Origin of the sequence: Streptomyces sp. NBC_01260 (assembly GCF_036226405.1) — a bacterium.
Classification (GTDB): Bacteria; Actinomycetota; Actinomycetes; order Streptomycetales; family Streptomycetaceae; genus Streptomyces; species Streptomyces laculatispora.
Map to the genome: position 1 here is coordinate 2543056 of NZ_CP108464.1, position 22010 is coordinate 2565065.

Genomic DNA, 22010 nt, shown 5'->3' on the forward strand with positions numbered 1-22010 from the left:
GCAGAGGAGAGCGCAGTAATGGAACTGGAGACCCGTTATGACATCTGAGGGTGTGGAACCCGGCACGGTCCGGCCCGGCGGGCGCACCGCCCGGGTGCGGGAGTCCGTCCTGCGCGCGGCGGGTGACGCGCTGGCCGAGCACGGCTTCGACCGCCTCGATCTCGCCGATGTCGCGCGCCGCGCGGAGGTCGGCAAGACGACCGTCTACCGCCGCTGGTCCAGCCCCACCGGGCTGATCGCGGATCTGCTCGACGACATGGCCGAGCAGTCCTCCCCGCGCACGGCGACCGGCTCGCTGGCCGAGGACCTCAGGGCCAACGCCCGGCTCGTGCTCAAGACCCTCACCGACCCGCGCCAGGGCGCCCTGTTCCGCTCCGTGATCGCGGCGGCGACCTGCGACGAGCGCACGGCTCGGGCCCTGCACCGCTTCTACGCGATCCGGCTCAAGGAGTGGTCCGGCTGTGTCACCGAGGCCGTCGAGCGCGGGGAGCTCCCCGCGGGCACGGATCCGGACGAGGTGATCCGTGCCGTGTCGGCGCCGCTCTACTACCGCCTGCTGGCCAGCGGCGACCCGCTCGACGCGGCGGCCGCCGACCGCGCGGCCGACGCCGCCGCGGCGGCCGCGAGGGCGGGTACGTACGTGAGCTGAGCTCAGCCCGCCCGCAGCCGGGCCGCCCAGGGGTGGTCCGCGCCCTCGGCCAGAGTGATCGTCTCGGTCAGCCAGGCGCGCTGGTCGTCACCAAGGACCGGCAGCGCGGCCTCGAAGTCCTGCTCGTCCTTGGGGCGCCGGGACCGGGACTTGTACAGCAGCTGCACCTGCGGCACGACATGGGGGACGCCGTCCTGGGAGACCGCGCCCAGCCGGTCCAGCGGGAGCCTGATCCTGGGGTCGCGCCGGAACACCCAGTCATCACCCGCCATGTCGTCGAGCATGAACTGGACGCGCCACGGCTCGTCCGGGCCCGGCCGGCACCAGATGTCGTGGACGTGTGCCGGCAGGACCTCTCCAGGGTTCCAGGGCCGCAGGGTGCCGGGCGGATCGGCGGCCCACCACTCCCAGCCCGGCAGCATCTGCTGGACGGCGAGCTGGTCGCGGCGCAGCAGGAGTACGTCGATGTCACCATGCTCGCGGTAGGCGCGGCCGACGGCCAGTTCGACCGCGTACCCGCCCGCGATCCACCACGGGCTGCGCAGCGGGGTGAGCAGGTGGACGGTTTCGGCGAGGGGCAGCGGGTCCCAGGGACCCCAGGGGGTTTCCGTACGCATCGGGTTCCGGTCGGCTCGTCGGGGCGGGGCGGGGCGTGTCGGGTTGGGGCGTGTCGGGTTGCGATGGGTTGGGTTGGATTGGGTTCCAGTCGGGGCAGGTCGGGCCGGTGGGGCGACGGCACGCCAGGATGCCCGCCGGGGGTGGTCCGTCCGTCAGCCCGGGGGGAGGAGGTGCCGGTAGCTGTCCGGGTGCTCCCTGAGGTAGGTGGCCAGGTCCTTGGCCGGCCGGCCGGTGAGCCGGGGTACGGCGTCCGAGACGGCGGCCATCTCCCCCGCCGCGATGGCCTCGTACGACGTCACCCAGCCGGCCACCTCCCAGTCCTGCGCGCCGTACCGGGACCGTGAGGCGTAGGCCTCCTCCCGCGTCTGGGGCACATAGGTGATGGTCCGTCCGGCGGCCCGGCTCAGCTCCTCGGCCGCTTCGGCGAGGGTGAACGCCTCGGGGCCGGTCAGGTCGTACGTCACCCCGTCGTGCGCGGCGTCGCCGTCGGGGCCGCCGGCGGGCAGCAGGACCGCGGTCGCGGCGTCGGCGATGTCCTCGTGGGCCACCGCCGCCACCCGGCCGTCCCCGGCCGGGCCGCGCAGCACGCCGTCGGTGCCGGTCATCGCCGGGAGGCCGGCGAGGTACCAGCTGTCGCGCAGGAAGGTGTGGCGGACGCCGGAGACGCGGATGTGCGCCTCGGTCTCCCAGTGGTCCCGGGCGAAGGTGAACGTCGCGTCCGGCGCCGCGCCGAGGAAGGAGACGTACACGATCCGTTCGACGCCCGCGGCCGTCGCCGCGTCCACGGCGCTCACGTGCTCGCGCACCCGGTCCGGGCTCTCGTGCGCCGAGACGAGGAACAGGGTGTGCGCCCCGGCCAGCGCGCGGCGCATCGCCTCCCCGTCGCCGTAGGGCGCGGCCGGTGCGGTGTCGGCGCCGGGCAGTTCGGGCAGCCGGGCCGGGTCGCGGCCCAGCAGCCGGACGGGAACACCGGCCCGGGTCAGCCGCTTCGCGACCCGGCCGCCGAGCGCGCCGCTCGCGCCGGTGACCGCGGTGAGGGGGCCGCTCGTGAGGTCTTCGGAACCGTGCGTGTCGTCCGAGGGGGTCATACGGGGTCGCCTTTCTTGTGCTGCCAGGGGCGCACCTCCACGACAGCGTCGACCGGAACCGGTCCGTAGATGTGCGGGAATTCCTCGCCGCCGGGTGTGACCGACTCGTACCGCACGGGCGCGGGGAGCCGCTCGGTGTCGATGACGAGCACCACCAGGTCCTGGTCGCCGGCTCCGGCCCGGCTCCCGGCGCCGTACAGCATCTCGGCCACACCGGGGAGCTGGTGCGGCAGCGAGCAGTGGATGAAGCCCTCTTCGTGCAGGGTGCGGCCGCGGGTGGACATCTCGTATGTCCCGATCCCGCGGGCCGCCTCCCACAGCGGGCCTTCGGTGAGGTGCAGCAGTTCGGCCATGGGCCAAAACTAGCCGCGCCGACGCGTCCTCCGTGCCATCAGCGCGGCCGCCGATCCCGCGACCAGCAGCGCCGCCGCGATCCCGCCGATCACCCATTCACCGCCATGCGAACCCGTGTTCGGGAGTTCTCCTCCCGGGTGGGGCCGGTGCGGCCAGGAGTGGGTCGGGGTGGGCTCGGGACCGGGGGTCGTCTCCGACGGGGACGGTCCGGGCGTCTCCGACGGGGACGGTCCGGGCGTGTCCGTCGGGGTCGGACCCGGCGTGTCCGTCGGGCTGGGGGTGGGGGTGGGCGTCGGGGTGGGCGTCGGGGTGGGTGTCGGCGACGGCTCCTCGCCGCAGTCCGGCGGATCGCCGTTGAAGGGATAGGCGTGCATTTCCTGGCCGCCCGATTCGCCCTCCGACGTGTGGGTCAGCGAACCAGCGCTGTAGAAGCGGCCGTTGGTGCCGCTCATCATCAGGGTCGCCACACTGGACTGCTGCCCGATCAGCACACTGCCCTGGAACTGACCGGTGCCCTTCAGCCCGATCGTGGTGGCGTCCGGGAAGTTCCACATCAGACGCTCACGGAGTCCGGACTGCGGCAACACACCCATGTACGTGCTGATGTTGCGGGTGCTTCCGTAGACGTTGACCAGCACGGTCGCGTCGTCGGGAACGCCGTTGAAGACGATGCCCTCCTGGCCGCCCGAACCCGTGGTCAGATCGGCGTCCAGCGCGAAGACCTGGACAGCGGAGCTGCCGTCGCCGGTGAAGACGGTCTCGGAGCCGTTGTTCTGCGTCGTTCCGGTCGTCGGGCGCCGGTGGTCCTTGTTGTCGTCGTACGCGTAGCAGTGGCTGGCCGCCGTCAGCTGGTCGCGCAGCGCGGTGTACGGAGCGGCGGCGTCGGCGTCGTGGACCGCGGTCGGGATCACCGTCCCGGTGAGGCCCTGGGCGTATCGCACCACACCGTGTTTGAGCCCCTCCTCGGCGAGCAGCCGCTCATCGGTGGCGACGCTCAGATCGCCGCCCACCGTCAGGAAGTCGGAGTCGTTGGGCGGTGGCACCCGCGACCCCACCCCTGCGACGCCGACGTTGTAGATCTGCGAGGCACCGGCCCGTTTGCTCATGTCGAAGCGGCCGAGGGTGACGATCTTCCCCTCGGCCTCCGCGGCGGCCTCCCTGACCAGGTAGTCACCACCGACGTAGATGTTGATGTTGCTGTCGTGGCCGACCACGGGTCCGTTGTTCGGATCGTTCCAGGTGGCGGGGCAGTCATCCCCCAGGCACGGTCCGAGACCGCCGGGCAGCGGCTCGGCGGCCGCGGTGGGTGCGATGGCCCCCACCATGGCCGCCGCTGCCGCCACCGTCACCGCCACGCGGTGGGCGTTACCGCTCCTGCGCGCTTTTGTTCCCATACAGCGCAATATGCAGCTTTACTGAGTGCTCATCAGCTGTGCCACGCCGGGCGGGCAGCCCCCTTCCGCCGACCGGTCGGCCGGGTCAGCCCTGGACGGCGGCTCGGGCCGGTGCTCGGGTGGGTACTCGGATGGCGGCTCGGTTAGATGCCCGGACGGGTGCTGGACGGTGCTCCCGTCAGCCCGCCAGCAGCTTCGCCTCGGTCTGCGGATCGAGGCCGACCGCGGGCCGGTCGGGCCGCTGCGGTGCGCTGCCGCCCAGTTCACACAGCCACGTCCAGGTGTCGGCGACCGTCTCCCGGACCGGCCGGCAGTGCAGCCCCGTGGCGTACGCCCTGCTGACATCGCCCTGGTGCACGCTGTCGTACAGCTCCCCCGGCGGCAGCCAGACCGGCAGATCGGTCCAGGGCTCCACGCCCGCCGCGAGAATCGCCCCGGTGTCGGTCCAGCGCAGCTCCGCATCGGAGCCGGTGGCACGCACGCAGGCGTCGAGCAGCTCCCCCATCGTGGCGTGCCCTGGGCGGCTGACCAGGTTGTACGGTCCGTGCAGTCCGCTCTCGGCGGCGTCCAGCAGCCATCCGGCGAGGTCACGGGCATCGATGTACTGAAGGGGCAGATCAGGGGTCCCGGGGGCCAGCACGGCTCCGCCGCGGGCAATCCGCGTCAGCCACCACGGCAGGCGGCCGATGTTCTCCCAGGGACCGATGATCAGTCCCGCGCGGACGAGCAGCGCCCGGTCGCCGAAGGCGTCCAGCGCGGCCAGTTCACCACCCCGTTTGGCCAGGGCGTACGAGACGTCCCCACCGTCGTCCGGTGAGGCACCGTCCACCAGCGGACCGTCCTCGGGCAGGCCGGCCGGAGTCGGGTACTCGTACACGGAGCGGCTGGAGACGTACGCGTACCGCCGGGCACGGCTCGACAGCAGCCGGGCCGCGTCCCGTACGGCCGAGGGGGCGCCACTCCAGGTGTCGACGACCAGATCCCAGGTGTACGTGCCGCCCCCCGGCCCCCCGGCGGCTTCGAGGGCGGCCAGAGAGCCCTCGGCGGAGCGGTCGCCGAACAGTTCGGCCGCGCCGGGCGGCGGCGCGTGGTGGCCGCGGTGGAACACCGTGACCTCCCAGCCGCGCGCGAGGGCGTCCTCGGTGACGGCCCGGCCGACGAATTCAGTACCACCCAGCATCAGAAGCCTCATGACGCCGACTCTGCCTCCCCGCGCCCCGGACCGGAACCGGCCTCGCTCTGGGCTGAATCGGGCCCGGCCGGGTCCGTGCTCGGGCACCGCCCGGTCCGCCCAGGCCCTGCCCGGTCCGTCCAGGCCCTGCCCGGTCCGTCCTCAGGAGGAACGGGCGAGCGGGCTCCGGTTGCGCAGCAGCCACTGGTGGTAGCCGTCGGCCTGCCGGGCCGCCTCCCGGTACGCGGCCTCCAACTCCCCGTACACCGCCGCCATGTCGGCGCCCGGCCGGGAGACCAGCAGCAGACGTACGGCGAGCGGGTCGTCGCGCAGCGGGCGGATCGCCATGTCGTCGCGCGGGCCTGAGGTCGGCTGGCAGGGGGCGACCGCCTCGCCGAGGACGACGAGGGAGGCGGCGGTGAGGTAGTCGCCGTGCAGCACGGTCGGCGCGACCCCGGCCGCGCCGAACACCCGCCGCAGACCGTCCCATTCGCCGTCCACCGTGGGGTCGACCATCCACCGGTCGGCGGCCAGGTCGGCCAGGTCGACGACGGGCAGGGCGGCGGCCGGGTGGTCGCGGGCCATCGAGATGAACTGCGGTTCGCGGTCCAGGAGCACCCGCTGCACCAGACCGTCCGGCACGTACAGCGGGCAGCCCTCCACCTCGTGCACGAAGGCGACGTCGAGCCGGCCCGCCTCGACCGCGCGCAGCAGCGCGTGGGCCGACACGTCGACCCGCAGCGAGATGTCCGTGCCGGGCAGCCGGATGCGCAGCCTGCGCAGCCAGTCGCCGACGACCCGGCTGGCGGTGCAGCCGATCCGCAGCCGGGGGCCGCCGGCGCGGGCCGCGTCCGCCTCCGCCTTCGCATCGGTGACCAGGGCGCGCATCCCGTCCACGAGCGGGCGGGCCCGGCTGAGGACGGCGTGGCCGAGCAGGGTGGGGCGGCAGCCGGTGCGTTCGCGGCTGAACAGCTCGGCGCCCAGGGAGTTCTCGATCCGGCGCAGTTGAGTGGTGAGCGAGGGCTGGCTCACGCCCAGTCTGCGGGCCGCCCGGTGCAGGCTGCCGGTGTCGGCGATGGCGCACAGCGCCCTGAGGTGCCTCACCTCAAGCTCCATACCGCCGAGCCTAGGGCGGCGGGACCGCGCCGCACCAGACGCCCCAACCCCATCAAAGGCCTGCAATTCAGCGGTCGTTGGAATGCCGGACACCGCTTGTGCGCTCTCGCGTCATCCCGTCCTCGCCCAGGAGTGGCAGCGGGGTGATAGGGCGGTGTTATCGCCGGTTGGCATCATCCGCCGTGGCTCCGCTTCGCCGACACTCTCTCCGTACCGCCCCCGTCCGAGTCCGATCATCGGACGGGTTCATCGGACAGGTAACTGGTAGGAGACCCCCCATGAGACACCCCAGGACCGTCATGTCGGCCGTGCTCGGCCTCGGCTTCGGCCTCGCCGCCGCGCTGGGAACCGCACCCGCGCTCGCCTCTGCCGCCCCGGCACCTGCCTCTTCCGCCCCCCACGTCGCGTACACCGCCCACTCCGGATCGCACGAGAGCGCCGCCGCCAACAAGGCGTTCTTCGAGGCGGTCGCGAAGTCGGTGGCCGAGAAGCGGGCCGCCCACCCGGGCGTCCAGTCGGTCACCATCGTCTACAGCACGGCCAACGCCCCCAGCTTCCGCACCCAGATAGCCAACAGCGCGCAGATCTGGAACAGCTCGGTCTCCAACGTCCGGCTGCAGGAGGGGTCCAACGCCGACTTCACCTACTACGAGGGCAACGACCCGAGCGGCTCGTACGCCAGCACCGACGGACACGGCAACGGCTACATCTTCCTCGACTACGCGCAGAACCAGCAGTACAACTCGACCCGCGTCACGACCCACGAGACCGGGCACGTGCTCGGTCTGCCGGACCACTACTCGGGCCCGTGCAGCGAGCTGATGTCGGGCGGCGGCCCCGGCCCCTCCTGCACCAACCCGTATCCGAACGCCAATGAGCGCAACCAGGTGAACTACCTGTGGCAGAACGGCTTCGCGGCCGCGCTCGCCCGCAGCGGTTCCTGACCCTGCCGACAGGGCCACCTCGCAGGACGAGGTGGCCCTTCGCGGGTTCGCGGCCCACCGCGGGGCGGGTGCGGCCCGTCCTTCGCGGGGGCGGGGTGCGGCCCGTCCTTCGCGGGGGCGGCGCCGTTTCGGCGGTGTTCGCGACCGTCAGCCCTTGTCAGCTGTTCAGTTCGGTACGGACGAGGGTCAGCAGCTCGTCCTCCGTCATCCCGAGTTCACGGGCGTCGCCGACCATCTCGCGTACCCGCTCCAGCAGCCTTGCGCGGTGCGGGGAGGCGCCCGCGGCGACCACCGCGCCGCGCCCCCGGCGCAGTTCGATCAGCCCTTCCTCGCGCAGCCGCTGGTAGCCGCGCAGCGCCGTGTGCACATTGACGCCCAGCGATTCCGCGAGAACCCGGGCGGCGGGCAGCCGCTCCCCCGGGTCCACCGCCCCGTCGGCGACGGCACGGCGCACGCAGGCCGCGATCTGGTCGCCGAGCGGCACGGTAGAGGTGGGGTCGACCCGGAAGAGCATGGTCATTGTTCCGTTCGACGCTGATCGATCAGGGTGTTGAGGAGCGCGGCAGCGGTCGCCGAGTCATCGACGGTCACCGCGAAGTCCCGTCCGCCGGAGAGCCTTGCCACGATCCCCTCGCCGGAACGGATCATGACGCCGGTACGCCCGGGGCCGATCCGGTAGCCCCAGCCCCCGTACTCGGCCAGGACCTTGATATTACGGCTGCTCGCCGCCTCGATCCTGTCGAGCGGGACTCTTATGCGCGGCCACGGCAGCACCCCGGACACCGTGATGCCGCGCCGGTCCACTGATACGTACGGACGGGCGAAGCTCGCGAAGAGCACCCCCACGAGGAGCGCCGGAACCGCAGCCATCCAGCTCGCGGTGAACATCAGGGCGATCCCGCCCCCGAGCACGGCGAGCGCGAGCGGGGGCAGCCACCAGGTCCCGGCGCTGCGCGCCCACCCCGCGACCTCCCCGTCGGCCAGCGCGATCCGTGCGCCGTCACCGGCCGGCCCGCCACCGGCGGGCTCCTCCGGTGCGGGAAGGAGCGCGGCGAGCAGCAGACCGAGCCCAAAGGCGAGCGCGGCGACTCCCAGGGCCGCGGCCATGTGCCACATCGGGAACGAGACACCCTGCGCCCGGCCCTGCGCGTCCTCGGTGGCATCCACGTTGACGAGCATGACGACCGCCATCAGGTAGCCGAGGCTTCCGGCGAAGGCATAGCCACTGGCGACGAGCGTCCGGTACCCGCGGGCGGTGAACTTCCCCGTGACCGACATCAGGGCCCACAGGGCGCCGGTCCCGACGAACAGGACCGCGATGACCGCGACGTACGAGCCCTGGCTCGCATGGTCGTCCACTTGACCGTCGCCCACGAAGTGGCTGGCCAGCTGCGCGGGCAGCCGGTCACGGCGGGCGGCGAAAAGGATGAGGTCGGCGGCGGGAGCGAGCACGAACGGCAGCACGGCAACGGCCACACGGCCGACATTCCTACGGTTCATCAAAACCTCCATTGTTCGCATGTTAGTAGAACAATAGAAGTGCGGCAATGCGGAACCCGCCTGACGGTGACGCGCTGTCAGGCGGGCTGGGGCGGTGAGTCGGTTCAGGGGGTGAGCGGTCGGGCGGGTTCGAGCGGTCAGGCGGGTTCGAGCGGTCAGGCCAGTTCGAGCGGGAACGCGCCACGGTGGCCGGTGCCCGCGCCCGCCGCCGGCCTGGGCTCGAACTCCGGGCAGCTCCAGGTCTCCTGGACGAAACCGCTGCGCCGGTCCCAGAGATCGAGGACATCGCCCTGGCCGTCCGCGCCGCGGTAGGCGTCCTTGGCACCCCGGAAGCAGGCGAGACCTCCGGAGAGGCCGCGGCCGGGCGCCGGGAAGTAGTCCGAGAAGGCGCAGGCTATACAGGTCTGGAGCCGTACCCCGGGCGGAAGAACCCGCTGGATGGTGGCGAGCGCGGACCCGAAGTCACTCTCGGCCCGATGGGACCGGAAGCCCGCTCCGCCGAACTGCAGCTCCAGGTAGAGGTACGGGTCCGGCCTGCGCAGGGACAGCAGGCAGCTGAGCCTCGCCTGCTGGGCCACCCCGTCCGCGATGACCGGGAACGGCAGGTCCCATTCCAGGACGCAGTCGTTGAGCACGCCGTCCGCCAGGGCGAACATCTCGCCCTGGTCCGGCGTACCCGCCACGGGGCGGAGACCGTCGAAGCTTTCGCCCTCGAAGTCGACGCCCCGGATACGGAGGCGGAGTTGCTGTCCGTCGGTGGTGAGGATGACGGCATCGGATCCCTGCCGGTCCCGGTACCACCCTGCCCACGACTCATCTGTCATGGGCAGGGACTGTAGCCCGTGCCTCCGACACTCCCCCTGCCGCCCTCCACTTCCCCGCGTGGGCCCTGTGACCTCGGCCGATCATCAACCCGCCCGCCGGAGGCCGCCCGTCGCGTCCCGCCCCTTCGCCTCACGCCCCTTCACGTCACGTCCTTCACATCACGTCCTCCACGTCACGCCCCTTCGTTCAGTGCGCCCGGCGGGTGACGAACTCCGCCAGGGCCAGGAGATCGCCCGCCGCGGACAGATCGGGCACCGCGCGGGACAGGTGGTGCACGGCGCGGGCCATCCGGTCCGCTGCGTAGATCTGCGCCCAGTCACGGCCGCCGGCCCGGTCGACGGCGTCGGACGCACGGCTCACCTCCCCGGCCGTGTTCATGGCACCGCGGTAGAGCGCGGCGAGCTCCGTGGCCGCCGGGGTTCCGGAATTGAGTGCGGCGACCACGGGCAGCGACTTCTTGTGGGCGGCGAGATCGGCGCCGACCGGCTTCCCGGTCTGGGCCGGGTCACCCCAGATGCCGATGAGGTCGTCGATGAGCTGGAAGGCCAGCCCCGCCTCCCGGCCGAAACCGTCCATCGCTCCGACGCCACGCTCGTCCGCGCCCGCGTAGAGCGCACCCAGCGCGCAGGCGCAGCCGAGCAGCGCGCCCGTCTTGGCCGTGGCCATGGCCAGGCACTCGTCCAACGAGACCTCGTCCGGGCCGCGTTCCTCGAAGGCGCAGTCGGCCTGCTGGCCCGCGCACAGCTCGATGACGCAGGTCGAGAGCCGGGCCGAGGCGCGCGACGACACCGCACGGGCGTCCTCGGCGAGCAGCCGCTGGGCGAGGGCCAGCATGGCGTCGCCCGCGATGACGGCGTCCGGGATACCGAAGACCGCCCAGGCCGTGGCGCGATGGCGACGGGTTCGGTCCTCGTCGATGACGTCGTCGTGCAGCAGGGTGAAGTTGTGGGCCAGTTCGACGGCGACGGCCGCCCGCACGGCGTCCCGGGGGTCGCCTCCGAGCGCCCGGGTGGCGGCCAGCACGAGCGCGGGCCTGATCGCCTTGCCCGCGCCGCCCGCGGCCGGGCTTCCGTCGGCGTGCTGCCAGCCGAAGTGGTACATGGCGACGCGCCGGATCGATCCGGGCAGCGAGGCGACCGCCGCCCGCAGGTGGGGGTCGACGAGGGATCGGGTGTACTCCAGAAGAGCTGCGGCCTCGTTGCCCTCGGTCGCGGCATCCGTATAGGTCATGGTCAATCGGTCACCCCGGTCGTTGTCGTCCCGGCCGGGTCGCTGTCGCTCCGGGCCGGGGACGTGGGTGGTTGCTGTGGGTACTGCGGACCGTGGCCCGTGGGCCCGGACCCGGGGACAGCCCCGGCGGTCCGGGCGCACGGGCCTGGGGCGTGTGCGGGGAGCCCCGCCTGCCCCGTGGCGCTTCGCCCGCCCTAACGCCAGCGGCTGACCTCGACGTTCTCCAGGACGCCGAGGGCGTCCGGCACCAGTACGGCCGCCGAGTAGTAGGCCGTCACGAGGTAGGAGATGATCGCCTGCTCGTCGATCCCCATGAAGCGGACCGACAGGCTGGGCTCGATCTCGTCGGGGATGCCCGTCTGCTGGAGTCCGACGACGCCCTGTTCGGACTCACCGGTCCTCATGCAGATGATCGATGTGGTGCGGGCGTCGGTGACCGGGATCTTGTTGGACGGGAAGATCGGAACCCCGCGCCAGGCGGACATGCGCTGCCCGCCGACATCCACGCTCTCCGGAACCAGGCCGCGCTTGCTGCACTCCCGGCCGAAGGCGGCGATGGCCCGCGGGTGGGCCAGGAAGAGCTTCGATCCGCGGCGGCGCGAGAGCAGTTCGTCCATGTCGTCGGGACCGGGCACGCCGTCGTGGGGCTGGATCCGCTGGCCGTAGTCGCAGTTGTTGAGCAGGCCGAACTCGCGGTTGTTGATCAGCTCGTGCTCCTGGCGCTCACGCAGCGCCTCGACCGTGAGCCGCAACTGCTGCTCGGTCTGGTTCATCGGCTGGTTGTACAGGTCGGCGACCCGGCTGTGGACCTTCAGCACGGTCTGCGCGACGCTCAGTTCGTACTCGCGCGGCGCGGAGTCGTAGTCGACGTACGTGTGCGGGACGACGGCCTCGCCGCTGTGCCCCGCCGACAGGTCGATCTCCGCTTCGCCGTACTTGTTGGTGCGCTGCTGCGGGATGGCCAGCAGCCCGGCGAGATGCTCGCGCAGCGAGTCGGACCGCTCGGCGAGGTTGAGCACATCCGCCCGCTGCAGCGTCAGTACGGTGCAGTCGGTGACGGCGCGGGCCGAATACTCCCAGAGGGCGTCGCCCTCGATGAGGGCGTGGTCGCCGAAGTACGCCCCGTCGGCATGCACCCCGAGCACCGTCTCGTCCCCGTAGGGGCCGGTGCCGATCTTCTCGACCCTTCCGTGCGCCAGCAGGAAGACCCGGTCCGCCGCGTCACCGGCCGCGGCCAGGAGCCGTCCGGCGGGGATGTCACGCTGCTCGCACCTGCGGGCCAGCTCGGCGAGCGCCTCCTCGTCCCCGAAGTCCCTCAGGGCCGGGAGTTCACCGAGCTCGGCGGGGATGACCGCCACCCGGTCCCCCGTCTGCACGAAGGTCACCCGGCCGTCGCCGACCGAGTAGCTCAGCCTGCGGTTCACCCGGTATGTGCCGCCCTGCACCTGGACCCAAGGGAGCATCTTCAGCAGCCACCGTGAGGTGATCTCCTGCATCTGCGGAGCGGACTTGGTGGTCGTCGCGAGGTTCCGCGCGGCTGCCGTGCCAAGACTCTGCTGCGGCGGCACCTGCACGTTCTGAACCTCTTCACCAACGGACATCTGGCGTCCTCTCGATCATCGGCTGAGCTGCGGAAGAAGCCTTTCAGCACGTGACTCGGCGCGCCATTACACAAAAGAGTGTGACTAATAGGGCTTTGGGCTGGGCACAACGCTGCGCGATGCCCACGGACCGGTTAACTTGCATCTTGAATGCCAATTATCTACGGTGGCGGTCATGCGGCTGACGAGATTCACCGACGTGGCGCTGCGTGTACTGATGCGCCTCGCCGTCGTGGAGAACGAGGACCCGCCGACCACCCGGGAGGTGGCGGCGACCATGGAAGTGCCGTACTCCCACGCCGCGAAGGTGGTGGCCCGGCTCCAGCACCTCGGCCTGGTCGAGGCACGGCGCGGCCGCGGCGGCGGGCTCACCCTCACCGCGGGCGGCCGGTCCGCCTCGATCGGCGGGCTCGTCCGCGAGCTGGAGGGCCCGGGCGACGTCGTCGACTGCGAGGGCGCCACCCCGTGCCCGCTGCGCTCGGCGTGCCGGCTGCGCGGCGCCCTGCGCCAGGCGGCGGAAGCCTTCTACGCCACGCTCGACCCGATCACCGTCGCCGAACTCGTCGCCTCCCCCACGGGACCGCTGCTGATCGGCATCAGCGCCGGACGGCCACCCGGCGACTGAACCGCACCCGCGCCAAAGGGCCCCGCCCCGACCCCCGCCGCACTCCGCACTCCGCGCTCCGCACTCCGCCCAAAAATACGCATCTCAGATACCAATTCAAAACCGAGGAGTCACGATGCTCTCCGAGCCGTCGACCGCCACTGTCCGTGCCACCCTCCCCGCCGTCGGCGCGGCCATCGCAGACATCGCGGATCTCTTCTACCGCAAGCTGTTCGACGCCCACCCCGAGCTGCTGCGCGACCTCTTCAACCGCGGCAACCATGCCTCCGGCGCCCAGCGCCAGGCGCTCGCCGGCTCCATAGCCGCGTTCGCGACCCAGCTGGTCGAGCACCCGGACACCCGCCCCGACGCCATGCTCGGCCGCATCGCGCACAAGCACGCCTCGCTCGGCATCACCGCCGCCCAGTACGACGTCGTGCACACCCACCTGTTCGCCGCCATCGCCGAGGTGCTCGGCGACGCCGTGACCCCGGAGGTCGCGGCCGCCTGGGACGAGGTCTACTGGCTGATGGCCAACGCCCTCATAGCCATCGAGGAGCGGCTGTACGCGCAGCAGGGCGTGCTCGCCGGTGATGTCTGGCGCGACTGGGAGGTGGTTTCCCGGATCGAGGAGACCCAGGACGTCGCCACCTTCCGGCTCCGCCCCGCCGACGGTTCGCCCGCCCCCGGCTTCCACCCCGGCCAGTACGTCTCGGTGCAGTCCGAACTCCCGGACGGCGCACGTCAGATACGCCAGTACAGCCTCTCCTCGGCCCCCGGCTCCCCGCTCCGCTCGATCACCGTCAAGCGGGTGCACGGCGGCGGCGCCCCCGACGGCGAGGTCTCAGGACAGCTGCACGACCGGGTCCGGGCGGGCGACCGGCTCCGGGTGTCGGCCCCGTACGGCGACCTCGTACTGAAGTCCGCCGACGCACCGCTCCTGCTCGCCTCCGCGGGCATCGGATGCACCCCGATGCTCTCGATGCTGGAGCACCTCGCGAACGACGATCACCGCACTCCGGTCACCGTCGTGCACGGCGACCGCTCCCCCGACGACCACGCCATGCGCACCGACCACGCCCTGCTCACGGGCAAACTTCCCGACGCCGCGGCGCACTTCTGGTACGAGAACCCCGAGCCGGGCCACCCCGCGAACCGCACGGGCCTGGTCGACCTGACGGGTCTGGTCATCCCGTCCGGCACCCACGCCTACCTCTGCGGCCCGCTGCCCTTCATGCGGTCCGTACGCACCCAGCTGCTCGCCAAGGGTGTCCCGGCGGCCGACATCCACTACGAGGTGTTCGGCCCCGACCTGTGGCTCGCCAAGGACTGAACCGGGTCCGCTGCTCGGGGAATTGACCGGATCGGCTCGCACACCGCCCGAACAGAGCCCCGTGAACGGCCCACAACTGGCCCGGGGCCTCTTTGCCGGGTACAAGCGCTGTACGGACATACTCCCCACGCGCAAAAGGAGCCGGCCATGTCCTCACCCATGTCCGCGAGCGCCTTCCTCGCCGCCCTGAAGAACGAGGGGCTCACCGTCGTCCAGGTAGGCGACTGGCGTACCCACAACCGCAACCACAAGGGCTCCTGGGGCCCGGTCAACGGCGTGATGATCCACCACACCGTCACCCAGGGCACCGACGCCACCGTCCGGCTCTGCCGCGACGGCCACTCCGGCCTGCCGGGGCCGCTGTGCCACGGCGTCATCGCGAAGGACGGCAGGGTCCATCTGGTCGGCTACGGCCGGGTCAATCACGCCGGTCTCGGCGACGACGACGTCCTGCGCGCCGTCGTCGCCGAGAAGCGCCTGCCGTCGGACAACGAGGCCAACACCGACGGAAACCGGCACTTCTACGGCTTCGAGTGCGAGAACCTCGGCGACGGCAAGGACCCCTGGCCCGACGTCCAGCTCGAAGCCATCGAGAAGACGGCAGCCGCGATCTGCCGCCACCACGGCTGGACCTCCAAGTCGGTCATCGGACACCTGGAGTGGCAACCGGGCAAGGTGGACCCGCGCGGCTTCACGATGGCCTCCATGCGAGCACGGGTCCACGACCGCCTCAAGTAGCCGCCCGCCGGCCCGCCCGGACCACGTCCACAATGGGGACATGCCCGCCACACCACCCCGTCCGCCCGGCCTCTCCCGGCTGCAGCCGGCGCTTCCGTCACCCCTCCAGCCGGCCGAGGACGACCGCTTCGGCCGGCACGGCGTACAGCTGCTGCTCAAGCGCGACGACCTGATCCACCCGGATCTGCCGGGCAACAAATGGCGCAAGCTCGCCCCCAACCTGCTCGCCGCCGCCGGACGTCCCGTGCTGACGTTCGGCGGGGCGTACTCCAACCATCTGCGGGCCACGGCCGCCGCGGGCCGGCTGCTGGGCTTCCGTACCGTCGGCGTCGTCCGCGGCGACGAGCTGGCCCACCGCCCGCTCAATCCCTCGCTCGCCCAGTGCGCCGCCGACGGGATGCGGCTGCACTTCGTGGACCGCCGGACGTACCGCGCAAAGGCCGATCCACAGGTCCTGGCCGGGCTGCTGAGCGCCCACGGGGAGTGCGAGGTCATCCCGGAGGGCGGCAGTAACGCCCTGGCCGCACAGGGCTGCACAGAGCTCGGGCGCGAGCTGCACGGCCGGGCCGCGGTGGCCGCGGTGGCCTGCGGTACCGGCGGCACCCTCGCCGGCCTCGCCGCCGGCCTGGCGCCGGGACAGCGCGCCCTCGGCATCCCGGTCCTGCGCGGCGGCTTCCTGGGCGACACGGTACGGGACCTCCAGCGGGAGGCGTTCGGCGGACCGGCCGGCGCCTGGTCCCTGGACGATCGCTTCCACTTCGGCGGCTACGCCCGCACCACTGTCGCCCTGCACGCCTTCGCGGACGACTTCGAGGACCGGCACGGGCTGCCGGTCGAGCGGCTCTATGTGGCCAAACTCCTGTACGCGCTCACGGTGCTGGCCGAGGAGGGGGCCTTCCCCGCGGGCACCGCGGTCGCCGCCGTGATCACGGGAGGCCCGGACCCGGCCGAGCCGCCCGGAGCCCCTCAGTCCGCCTCCTCCCGGTAGGCCGCCGCCTCCTCCAGGTCGAGGCGCCTGAGCAGGGTCCGCATCATCTCGTCGTCGATGGCCCGCTCGTCCCGCAGCCGCACGAAGACCTCGCGCTCGGCCTCGATCATCTCGCCGGCCAGCCGCCGGTAGGTGTCGTCCGCCGACTCCCCCGTCACCGGATTCGACGCCCCGAGCCGCTCCCACACCGCGTTGCGGCGCCGCTCCAGGACGGTTCGCAGCCGGTCGGTGAGCGGCTGGGGCAGCCGGTTGCGCTCGTCGGTGAGCAGCTCCTCCAGTCGCGCCTCGGCGGCCGTGGACGCCTCGCTCTGCGCCTGCGCCTCCGCGAGGGTCTCGGCCTGCCGGTCGCGCCCCGGAAGCCTCAGGACGCGCACCAGGAGCGGCAGCGTGAGCCCCTGGATGACCAGGGTGCCGATCACCGTGGTGAACGTCAGGAAGAGCACCAGGTTGCGGGCCGGGAAGTCCGCGCCGCCGGCCGTGACCATCGGGATGGAGAACGCGATGGCGAGCGAGACGACACCGCGCATCCCGGCCCAGCCGACGATCAGCGGCGCGGTCCAGTCGGTCTCGGGTTCCCGGTCCCTGATCCGCTTCGACAGCCACCGGGGCAGATAGGTCGCCGGATAGACCCAGACGAACCGGACCACCACGACCGCCAGGAACACCACCACCGCGTACCAGAGGGCGTCCGCGACGGCGTGCGTACCGAGCCCCTTCACCACGAAGGGCAGCTGGAGGCCGATCAGCGCGAAGACCGCGGACTCCAGGATGAAGGCGACCATCTTCCAGACGGCCGCCTCCTGGAGCCTGGTCGCGAAGTCGACCTGCCAGGCCCGGTGGCCCAGATAGAGCGCGACGACGACCACCGCGAGCACCCCCGAGGCGTGCACCCGTTCGGCCGCCGCGTACGCCACGAAGGGGATCAGGAGCGACAGGGTGTTCTGGAGCAGCGCCTCCTTCAGGTGCGTACGGAGCCAGTGCAGCGGCACCATGAGCACCAGGCCGACCGCGACACCGCCGACCGACGCGAGAAAGAACTCGCCGATCCCGGCGCCCCAGCTCATCCCCTCGCCCACGGCCGCGGCGAGCGCCACCTTGTACGCGGTGATCGCGGTGGCGTCGTTCACCAGGGACTCGCCCTGGAGGATCGTCGTGACCCGGGCGGGCAGGCCGACCCGGCGGGCGATCGCCGCGGCCGTGACCGCGTCCGGAGGGGCGATCACGGCGCCCAGCACCAGTGCGGCGGTGAGCGGCAGACCGGGCACCAGCCGGTACGCCAGCCAGCCGACCGCGACGGTCGCGAACAGCACATAGCCGACGGAGAGCAGCGCGACGGGGCGCAGATTCGCCCGCAGGTCGAGGTACGAACTGTCGACGGCGGCCGTGTAGAGCAGCGGTGGCAGCAGGAGCGGCAGCACGATGTGCGCGTCCAGGGTGTACGTCGGCACCCCCGGCACGTACGAGGCGATCAGCCCCATGGCCACCAGAAACAGCGGGGCGGGCACCGGCGTGCGGCGGGCCAGCCCCGCCATCGCCGCACTGGCCGCGACCAGTGCCACCAGTGGCAATGCATCCATCTCACGGTCCTCGCATCCGTCGTAACCTGGCAATCATGAGTGAGTGCCCGCACGTATCAGATCTGCCGCGCCCCGAGCCCGCACCCCTCAGCGAGACCTGTCTCGAATGCCGGGCAGCGGGGACCCACCCCGTGCAGCTGCGGCTCTGCCTGGCATGCGGCCGTGTCGGCTGCTGCGATTCCTCACCGCTGCAGCACGCCACGACGCATTTCAAGGAGACCGGTCATCCGGTGATGCGAAGCTTCGAACCCGGCGAAAGCTGGCGCTGGTGCTTCGAGGACGGTTCGATCGTCTGACGTCTGGGTACGTCAAACCGGCGCCTGTTGTTCGTAATTGACCGCCACAGACCTCTAGCCACTGTGCGTACTCGTGGGCTTACCATGAGTGACAGTCATGGGACGGGGTCCCGGCGACACGGCATCATGGATCGCGATAGCGTCACCGGACCAAGAACCGAAGACGTACCGCATGGCTCCGGGGCACTCTTCCCGGATCCTCGAATGAGTTTGTGCCACCTTGGAGGTGAGGGTGTCCCAGATCGCAGGCGAGCCCGGGAATCAGGACTTCGTAGAGGTCCGACTGCCCGCAGCGGGTGCCTACCTGTCGGTGCTGCGTACGGCCACGGCCGGTCTCGCAGCGCGCTTGGACTTCACTCTCGACGAGATCGAGGATCTTCGCATCGCGGTCGACGAGGCCTGCGCGATCCTGCTTCAGCAGGCCGTGCCCGGCTCCGTCCTCAGCTGCGTTTTCCGTCTCATCGACGACTCTCTGGAGGTGACGGTTTCGGCCCCCACCACGGACGGGCGGGCCCCGGAGCGCGACACCTTCGCCTGGACGGTGCTCTCCGCACTGGCAGGAAAGGTCGACTCCACGGTCGCCGATGACCGCACGGTCAGCATCAGCCTGTACAAACAGCGCGGCGCGGGACCCGGGCCGGCGTGAGCAACGGGAACGGGGACGGTCCTGTGCGGGACGAGACGATCCGACCAGGGGTGGTGCACGCGGCAGGCATCCCGGAGCAGCAGGCCCTGACACATCCGGTGGACGAGGCGGACCTGCCCCGTGCGGTGGACGGGGTGGACGGGCCCGCTGGCCTTACGGTCGTGGTGGAGCAGTCGCAGGCGGAGCGGGCAGGCCAGATGAGCGAGCACGGGCACCACGATCCACACGACCGCAGCGGGGCGCGGGCGTTGTTCATCGAGCTGGGCAAACTCCCCGAGGGCTCGGCCGAGAAGGCCGAACTGCGCAATCGGCTGGTGCGGATGCATCTGCCGCTCGTGGAGCATCTGGCCCGGCGCTTCCGTAACCGGGGCGAGCCTCTGGACGATCTGACCCAGGTCGCCACGATCGGCCTGATCAAGTCGGTGGACCGGTTCGATCCGGAGCGGGGCGTCGAGTTCTCGACGTACGCCACACCCACGGTCGTCGGCGAGATCAAGCGCCACTTCCGTGACAAGGGCTGGGCGGTGCGCGTGCCGCGCCGCCTCCAGGAGCTGCGGCTCTCGCTGACCACGGCGACCGCGGAGCTCTCGCAGCAGCACGGCCGTTCGCCCACGGTGCACGAGCTGGCGGAGCGGCTCGGCATCTCCGAGGAAGAGGTCCTGGAGGGCCTGGAATCGGCCAATGCCTACAGCACGCTCTCGCTGGACGTGCCGGACACGGACGACGAGTCCCCCGCGGTCGCGGACACGCTCGGCTCCGAGGACGAGGCGCTGGAGGGCGTCGAGTACCGGGAATCGCTCAAGCCGCTGCTGGAGGACCTGCCACCGCGGGAGAAGCGGATTCTGCTGCTCCGGTTCTTCGGCAACATGACCCAGTCGCAGATCGCACAGGAGGTCGGCATCTCGCAGATGCATGTCTCGCGACTACTGGCCCGCACTCTGGCACAGCTGCGCGAGCGGCTGCTCGTCGAGGAGTAGCCGGACGGCGCGCGGCCCCGGAGGACCGGCAGCCGCGACGCACGCCGGAGCGGCGAAGGGCTGCCCGCGTTGCGCGCGTACGCGTCAGTCGTCGGTGTCGGGCTCCGCGCCAGGACGGCGGATGCCCAGGGCCTCGATCGTCGCCGGCCTGGCCAGCTGGTACAGCGCGGTCAGGGACATCGCCGCGAGCACGATCCCGGCCGGGATCAGCACGCCGTGCGACCGCAGCAGCGTCCACGCCACCGGCAGCGCGATGATCTGGGTGATGAGGGCGGGCCCGCGGCTCCAGCTGCGCCGCAGCAGCAGCCCACGGGCGGCGAACAGCGGGATCAGCCCGAGCGCGATCAGGGTGAGACCGCCCATTTCGGCCTGTTGCGGGCTGTCGGGGCGGCCGAGCAGCCCCATGACCAGCATGTAGATCCCGCCGATGACGAGGGCCGCGCCCTCGATGGCGTTGAGTCCGGCCACGACCGTGATCCTGGCCGGCTTCGGCGGTGCGGCCGGCGGCGCCGACGAGGGCGCGTTCTGCTGAGTACTCACCCATGCAGGTTGGCACCCCGGACCCGCGAAAGCGAAGCCGGGGCCGTCACACCACCGGAACGTGGCGGCCCGGGCCACCCCGGGCCGCCCCACCGCACCCGGACCGTCACTGTGCGTGAAGGTCATCGGGCAGGACTTCAGGCCGATAACCCGCGGTAGGTAGTCTGGCGGTCATGCGCGCACTTCTTGTGGTCAATCCAGCTGCTACCACCACCAGTGCGCGGACCCGTGACGTGCTCATTCACGCACTGGCCAGCGAGATGAAGCTGGAGGCCGTGACCACCGAGTACCGCGGGCACGCCCGCGACCTGGGGCGTCAGGCCGCCGACAGCGACGACATCGATCTCGTGGTGGCACTCGGCGGGGACGGCACGGTCAACGAGGTCGTGAACGGCCTGCTGCACAACGGCCCCGACATCGACAACCTGCCGAAACTCGCCGTGGTTCCCGGTGGCTCCACCAATGTCTTCGCGCGCGCCCTCGGTCTGCCCAACGACGCGGTGGAGGCCACCGGCGCCATTCTGGACGCGCTGGCCAACCGCACGGAGCGCACCGTCGGCCTCGGCCTGGCGGCCGGCACCCCCGGCACGGAGGACGAATCGGTGCCGGAGCGCTGGTTCACCTTCTGCGCCGGCCTCGGATTCGACGCCGGCGTCATCGGCCGGGTCGAACAGCGGCGCGAACAGGGAAAGCGGTCGACCCATGCGCTGTACGTCCGCCAGGTGCTCCGCCAATTCCTTGAGGAACCGCACCGGCGGCAGGGAATGATCACGCTCGACGTGCCCGGACACGAGCCGGTCACCGATCTCGCGCTCTCCATAATCTGCAATACGGCACCCTGGACCTACCTGGGGAATCGCCCGATGTACGCCTCTCCGAAGGCCTCGTTCGACACCGCCCTGGACATCCTCGGCCTGCAGCGGCTGTCGACGGCGGCGGTCACCCGCTACGCCACTCAGCTGCTCACTTCGAGTCCCGAGAAGGGGCCACACGGTAAGCACGCGGTTTCACTGCATGACCTCACGGACTTCACCTTGCATTCAAAGGCGCCACTGCCTTTCCAGATGGACGGTGACCACCTGGGGGTGCGTACAAGTGTGACGTTCACAGGCGTACGCCGTGCACTGCGTGTGATTGTGTGAGTGGAAGGGACCAAAGTCCTTTAACTCGAACGTTTGGACTGGCTTCCACCCTCTAGAAGTACGGCTGTGACCTAGCCGACACCGAGGAATCAAAAAAAACTTTCCTGAAGGGGTTGTATCCGCCGCCGAGGTTTGCGAATCTCTACATGGCGATCGGGACGGCCCGCAACAACGGCCTCCACTGAGAGCCAGAACCCCTCCTCACTGCACAGGACCACATCCAGTTCATCTGGACGTCGGCCCTACACCTGCGGGGGGATTCGTGAAAGCGTTCACATTCACAAGCCACAGTACGTAATACCAAGGAGAGGTAGCAGCCATGGACTGGCGTCACAACGCCGTTTGTCGTGAGGAAGACCCGGAGCTGTTCTTCCCCATCGGCAACACCGGTCCTGCGCTGCTGCAGATCGAGGAAGCCAAGGCCGTCTGCCGTCGCTGCCCCGTCATGGAGCAGTGCCTGCAGTGGGCGCTCGAGTCCGGCCAGGACTCCGGCGTCTGGGGTGGCCTCAGCGAGGACGAGCGCCGCGCAATGAAGCGCCGCGCCGCTCGCAACCGGGCGCGCAACGCCAGCGCCTGACCGACGCCACCGCTACGAACCTCAGCCAGGCGGCGCGTACGGAGTGTACGCATCACCCCGCCCCCCGAGTCGCAGCGCGCAGTACCCCCGAAGCGCACGTTT

24 protein-coding genes are annotated in these 22010 nt (G+C 71.3%); 11 read left to right on the forward strand and 13 right to left on the reverse strand.

All coding sequences use genetic code 11. The annotated features are described in order from the left end of the window. Positions 1–37: 37 nt before the first annotated feature. On the forward strand, positions 38–649 hold the full coding sequence (locus OG322_RS10835; protein WP_123461589.1) for a TetR/AcrR family transcriptional regulator: 612 nt from the start codon (positions 38–40) through the stop codon (positions 647–649). Between the two features lie 2 nt (positions 650–651). Here OG322_RS10835 and OG322_RS10840 read toward each other — a convergent pair whose 3' ends face one another. From OG322_RS10840 to OG322_RS10865, 6 genes are all read right to left on the reverse strand, one after another. After that, a complete protein-coding gene (locus OG322_RS10840) occupies positions 652–1266 on the reverse strand; it encodes a nucleotidyltransferase domain-containing protein (RefSeq protein WP_123461588.1) in 615 nt (204 codons plus the stop codon). 153 nt (positions 1267–1419) lie between these two features. Further along, positions 1420–2355, reverse strand: coding sequence for an SDR family oxidoreductase (locus OG322_RS10845; RefSeq protein WP_123461587.1), 936 nt, complete (start codon positions 2353–2355; stop codon positions 1420–1422). Then, positions 2352–2708: a DUF952 domain-containing protein gene (locus OG322_RS10850; RefSeq protein WP_123461586.1), complete on the reverse strand. Its 357-nt coding sequence runs from the start codon at positions 2706–2708 to the stop codon at positions 2352–2354. The genes OG322_RS10845 and OG322_RS10850 overlap by 4 nt, the downstream gene beginning before the upstream one ends. A gap of 9 nt (positions 2709–2717) precedes the next feature. Further along, the gene (locus OG322_RS10855; protein ID WP_329306358.1) at positions 2718–4103 is read right to left on the reverse strand and encodes a choice-of-anchor A family protein; all 1386 of its coding nucleotides are present in this window, start codon (positions 4101–4103) and stop codon (positions 2718–2720) included. A 178-nt stretch (positions 4104–4281) separates the two neighbouring features. Beyond that, positions 4282–5295, reverse strand: coding sequence for an NAD-dependent epimerase/dehydratase family protein (locus tag OG322_RS10860; RefSeq protein WP_241200134.1), 1014 nt, complete (start codon positions 5293–5295; stop codon positions 4282–4284). Positions 5296–5436: 141 nt separating this feature from the next. After that, entirely contained in the window at positions 5437–6390 is a 954-nt protein-coding gene (locus tag OG322_RS10865) for a LysR family transcriptional regulator (protein ID WP_185095394.1), read from the reverse strand. A gap of 278 nt (positions 6391–6668) precedes the next feature. On the opposite strand from OG322_RS10865, the gene snpA reads away from it, so the two are divergent. Next, positions 6669–7334, forward strand: a complete 666-nt coding sequence (gene snpA / locus OG322_RS10870; RefSeq protein WP_241200133.1) for a snapalysin — start codon at positions 6669–6671, stop codon at positions 7332–7334. A gap of 157 nt (positions 7335–7491) precedes the next feature. On the opposite strand, the gene OG322_RS10875 is transcribed toward snpA, so the two are convergent. From OG322_RS10875 to OG322_RS10895, 5 genes are all read right to left on the reverse strand, one after another. Further along, entirely contained in the window at positions 7492–7848 is a 357-nt protein-coding gene (locus OG322_RS10875) for a GntR family transcriptional regulator (RefSeq protein ID WP_123461581.1), read from the reverse strand. Positions 7849–7850: 2 nt separating this feature from the next. Further along, positions 7851–8834, reverse strand: a complete 984-nt coding sequence (locus tag OG322_RS10880; RefSeq protein ID WP_266410981.1) for a DUF1648 domain-containing protein — start codon at positions 8832–8834, stop codon at positions 7851–7853. A gap of 155 nt (positions 8835–8989) precedes the next feature. Then, positions 8990–9658: a DUF6304 family protein gene (locus tag OG322_RS10885; RefSeq protein ID WP_123461579.1), complete on the reverse strand. Its 669-nt coding sequence runs from the start codon at positions 9656–9658 to the stop codon at positions 8990–8992. A gap of 187 nt (positions 9659–9845) precedes the next feature. Continuing rightward, positions 9846–10889, reverse strand: coding sequence for a family 2 encapsulin nanocompartment cargo protein polyprenyl transferase (locus tag OG322_RS10890; RefSeq protein WP_123461578.1), 1044 nt, complete (start codon positions 10887–10889; stop codon positions 9846–9848). A gap of 194 nt (positions 10890–11083) precedes the next feature. After that, a complete protein-coding gene (locus OG322_RS10895; protein WP_123461577.1) occupies positions 11084–12490 on the reverse strand; it encodes a family 2B encapsulin nanocompartment shell protein in 1407 nt (468 codons plus the stop codon). Positions 12491–12665: 175 nt separating this feature from the next. Here OG322_RS10895 and OG322_RS10900 point away from each other — a divergent pair, with 175 nt between their 5' ends. The 4 genes from OG322_RS10900 (at position 12666) to OG322_RS10915 (ending at position 16153) form a co-directional block, all read left to right on the forward strand. Further along, on the forward strand, positions 12666–13115 hold the full coding sequence (locus OG322_RS10900) for an RrF2 family transcriptional regulator (RefSeq protein ID WP_124285003.1): 450 nt from the start codon (positions 12666–12668) through the stop codon (positions 13113–13115). Between the two features lie 115 nt (positions 13116–13230). After that, on the forward strand, positions 13231–14427 hold the full coding sequence (locus OG322_RS10905; protein WP_123461576.1) for a globin domain-containing protein: 1197 nt from the start codon (positions 13231–13233) through the stop codon (positions 14425–14427). A gap of 147 nt (positions 14428–14574) precedes the next feature. Further along, positions 14575–15165 (forward strand): N-acetylmuramoyl-L-alanine amidase, encoded by a 591-nt coding sequence (locus OG322_RS10910; RefSeq protein WP_123461575.1) that lies wholly within the window; start codon positions 14575–14577, stop codon positions 15163–15165. A 40-nt stretch (positions 15166–15205) separates the two neighbouring features. Further along, a complete protein-coding gene (locus OG322_RS10915; RefSeq protein WP_329306359.1) occupies positions 15206–16153 on the forward strand; it encodes a 1-aminocyclopropane-1-carboxylate deaminase/D-cysteine desulfhydrase in 948 nt (315 codons plus the stop codon). On the opposite strand, the gene OG322_RS10920 is transcribed toward OG322_RS10915, so the two are convergent. Further along, positions 16132–17730 carry a Na+/H+ antiporter gene (locus tag OG322_RS10920; protein WP_123461573.1) on the reverse strand — a complete coding sequence of 533 codons (1599 nt, stop codon included), beginning with the start codon at positions 17728–17730 and terminating at the stop codon, positions 16132–16134. The genes OG322_RS10915 and OG322_RS10920 overlap by 22 nt on opposite strands. 35 nt (positions 17731–17765) lie before the next feature. Here OG322_RS10920 and OG322_RS10925 point away from each other — a divergent pair, with 35 nt between their 5' ends. The 3 genes from OG322_RS10925 (at position 17766) to OG322_RS10935 (ending at position 19649) form a co-directional block, all read left to right on the forward strand. After that, the gene (locus tag OG322_RS10925; protein WP_123461572.1) at positions 17766–18026 is read left to right on the forward strand and encodes a UBP-type zinc finger domain-containing protein; all 261 of its coding nucleotides are present in this window, start codon (positions 17766–17768) and stop codon (positions 18024–18026) included. Between the two features lie 232 nt (positions 18027–18258). Then, the gene (locus OG322_RS10930; protein WP_014048265.1) at positions 18259–18672 is read left to right on the forward strand and encodes an anti-sigma regulatory factor; all 414 of its coding nucleotides are present in this window, start codon (positions 18259–18261) and stop codon (positions 18670–18672) included. Beyond that, complete coding sequence (locus tag OG322_RS10935; RefSeq protein ID WP_398911565.1) at positions 18669–19649, forward strand: RNA polymerase sigma factor SigF; 981 nt, start codon at positions 18669–18671, stop codon at positions 19647–19649. Before OG322_RS10930 ends, OG322_RS10935 begins: the two co-directional genes overlap by 4 nt. Positions 19650–19733: 84 nt before the next feature. Here the strand turns inward: OG322_RS10935 and OG322_RS10940 are convergent, their stop codons facing one another. After that, on the reverse strand, positions 19734–20117 hold the full coding sequence (locus OG322_RS10940) for a hypothetical protein (protein ID WP_329307726.1): 384 nt from the start codon (positions 20115–20117) through the stop codon (positions 19734–19736). Between the two features lie 245 nt (positions 20118–20362). Between OG322_RS10940 and OG322_RS10945 the strand changes: the two genes are divergently transcribed. After that, positions 20363–21331, forward strand: a complete 969-nt coding sequence (locus tag OG322_RS10945; RefSeq protein ID WP_123461570.1) for a diacylglycerol/lipid kinase family protein — start codon at positions 20363–20365, stop codon at positions 21329–21331. A 319-nt stretch (positions 21332–21650) separates the two neighbouring features. Then, complete coding sequence (locus OG322_RS10950) at positions 21651–21908, forward strand: WhiB family transcriptional regulator (RefSeq protein ID WP_003953983.1); 258 nt, start codon at positions 21651–21653, stop codon at positions 21906–21908. The last annotated feature ends 102 nt before the right edge of the window (positions 21909–22010 follow it).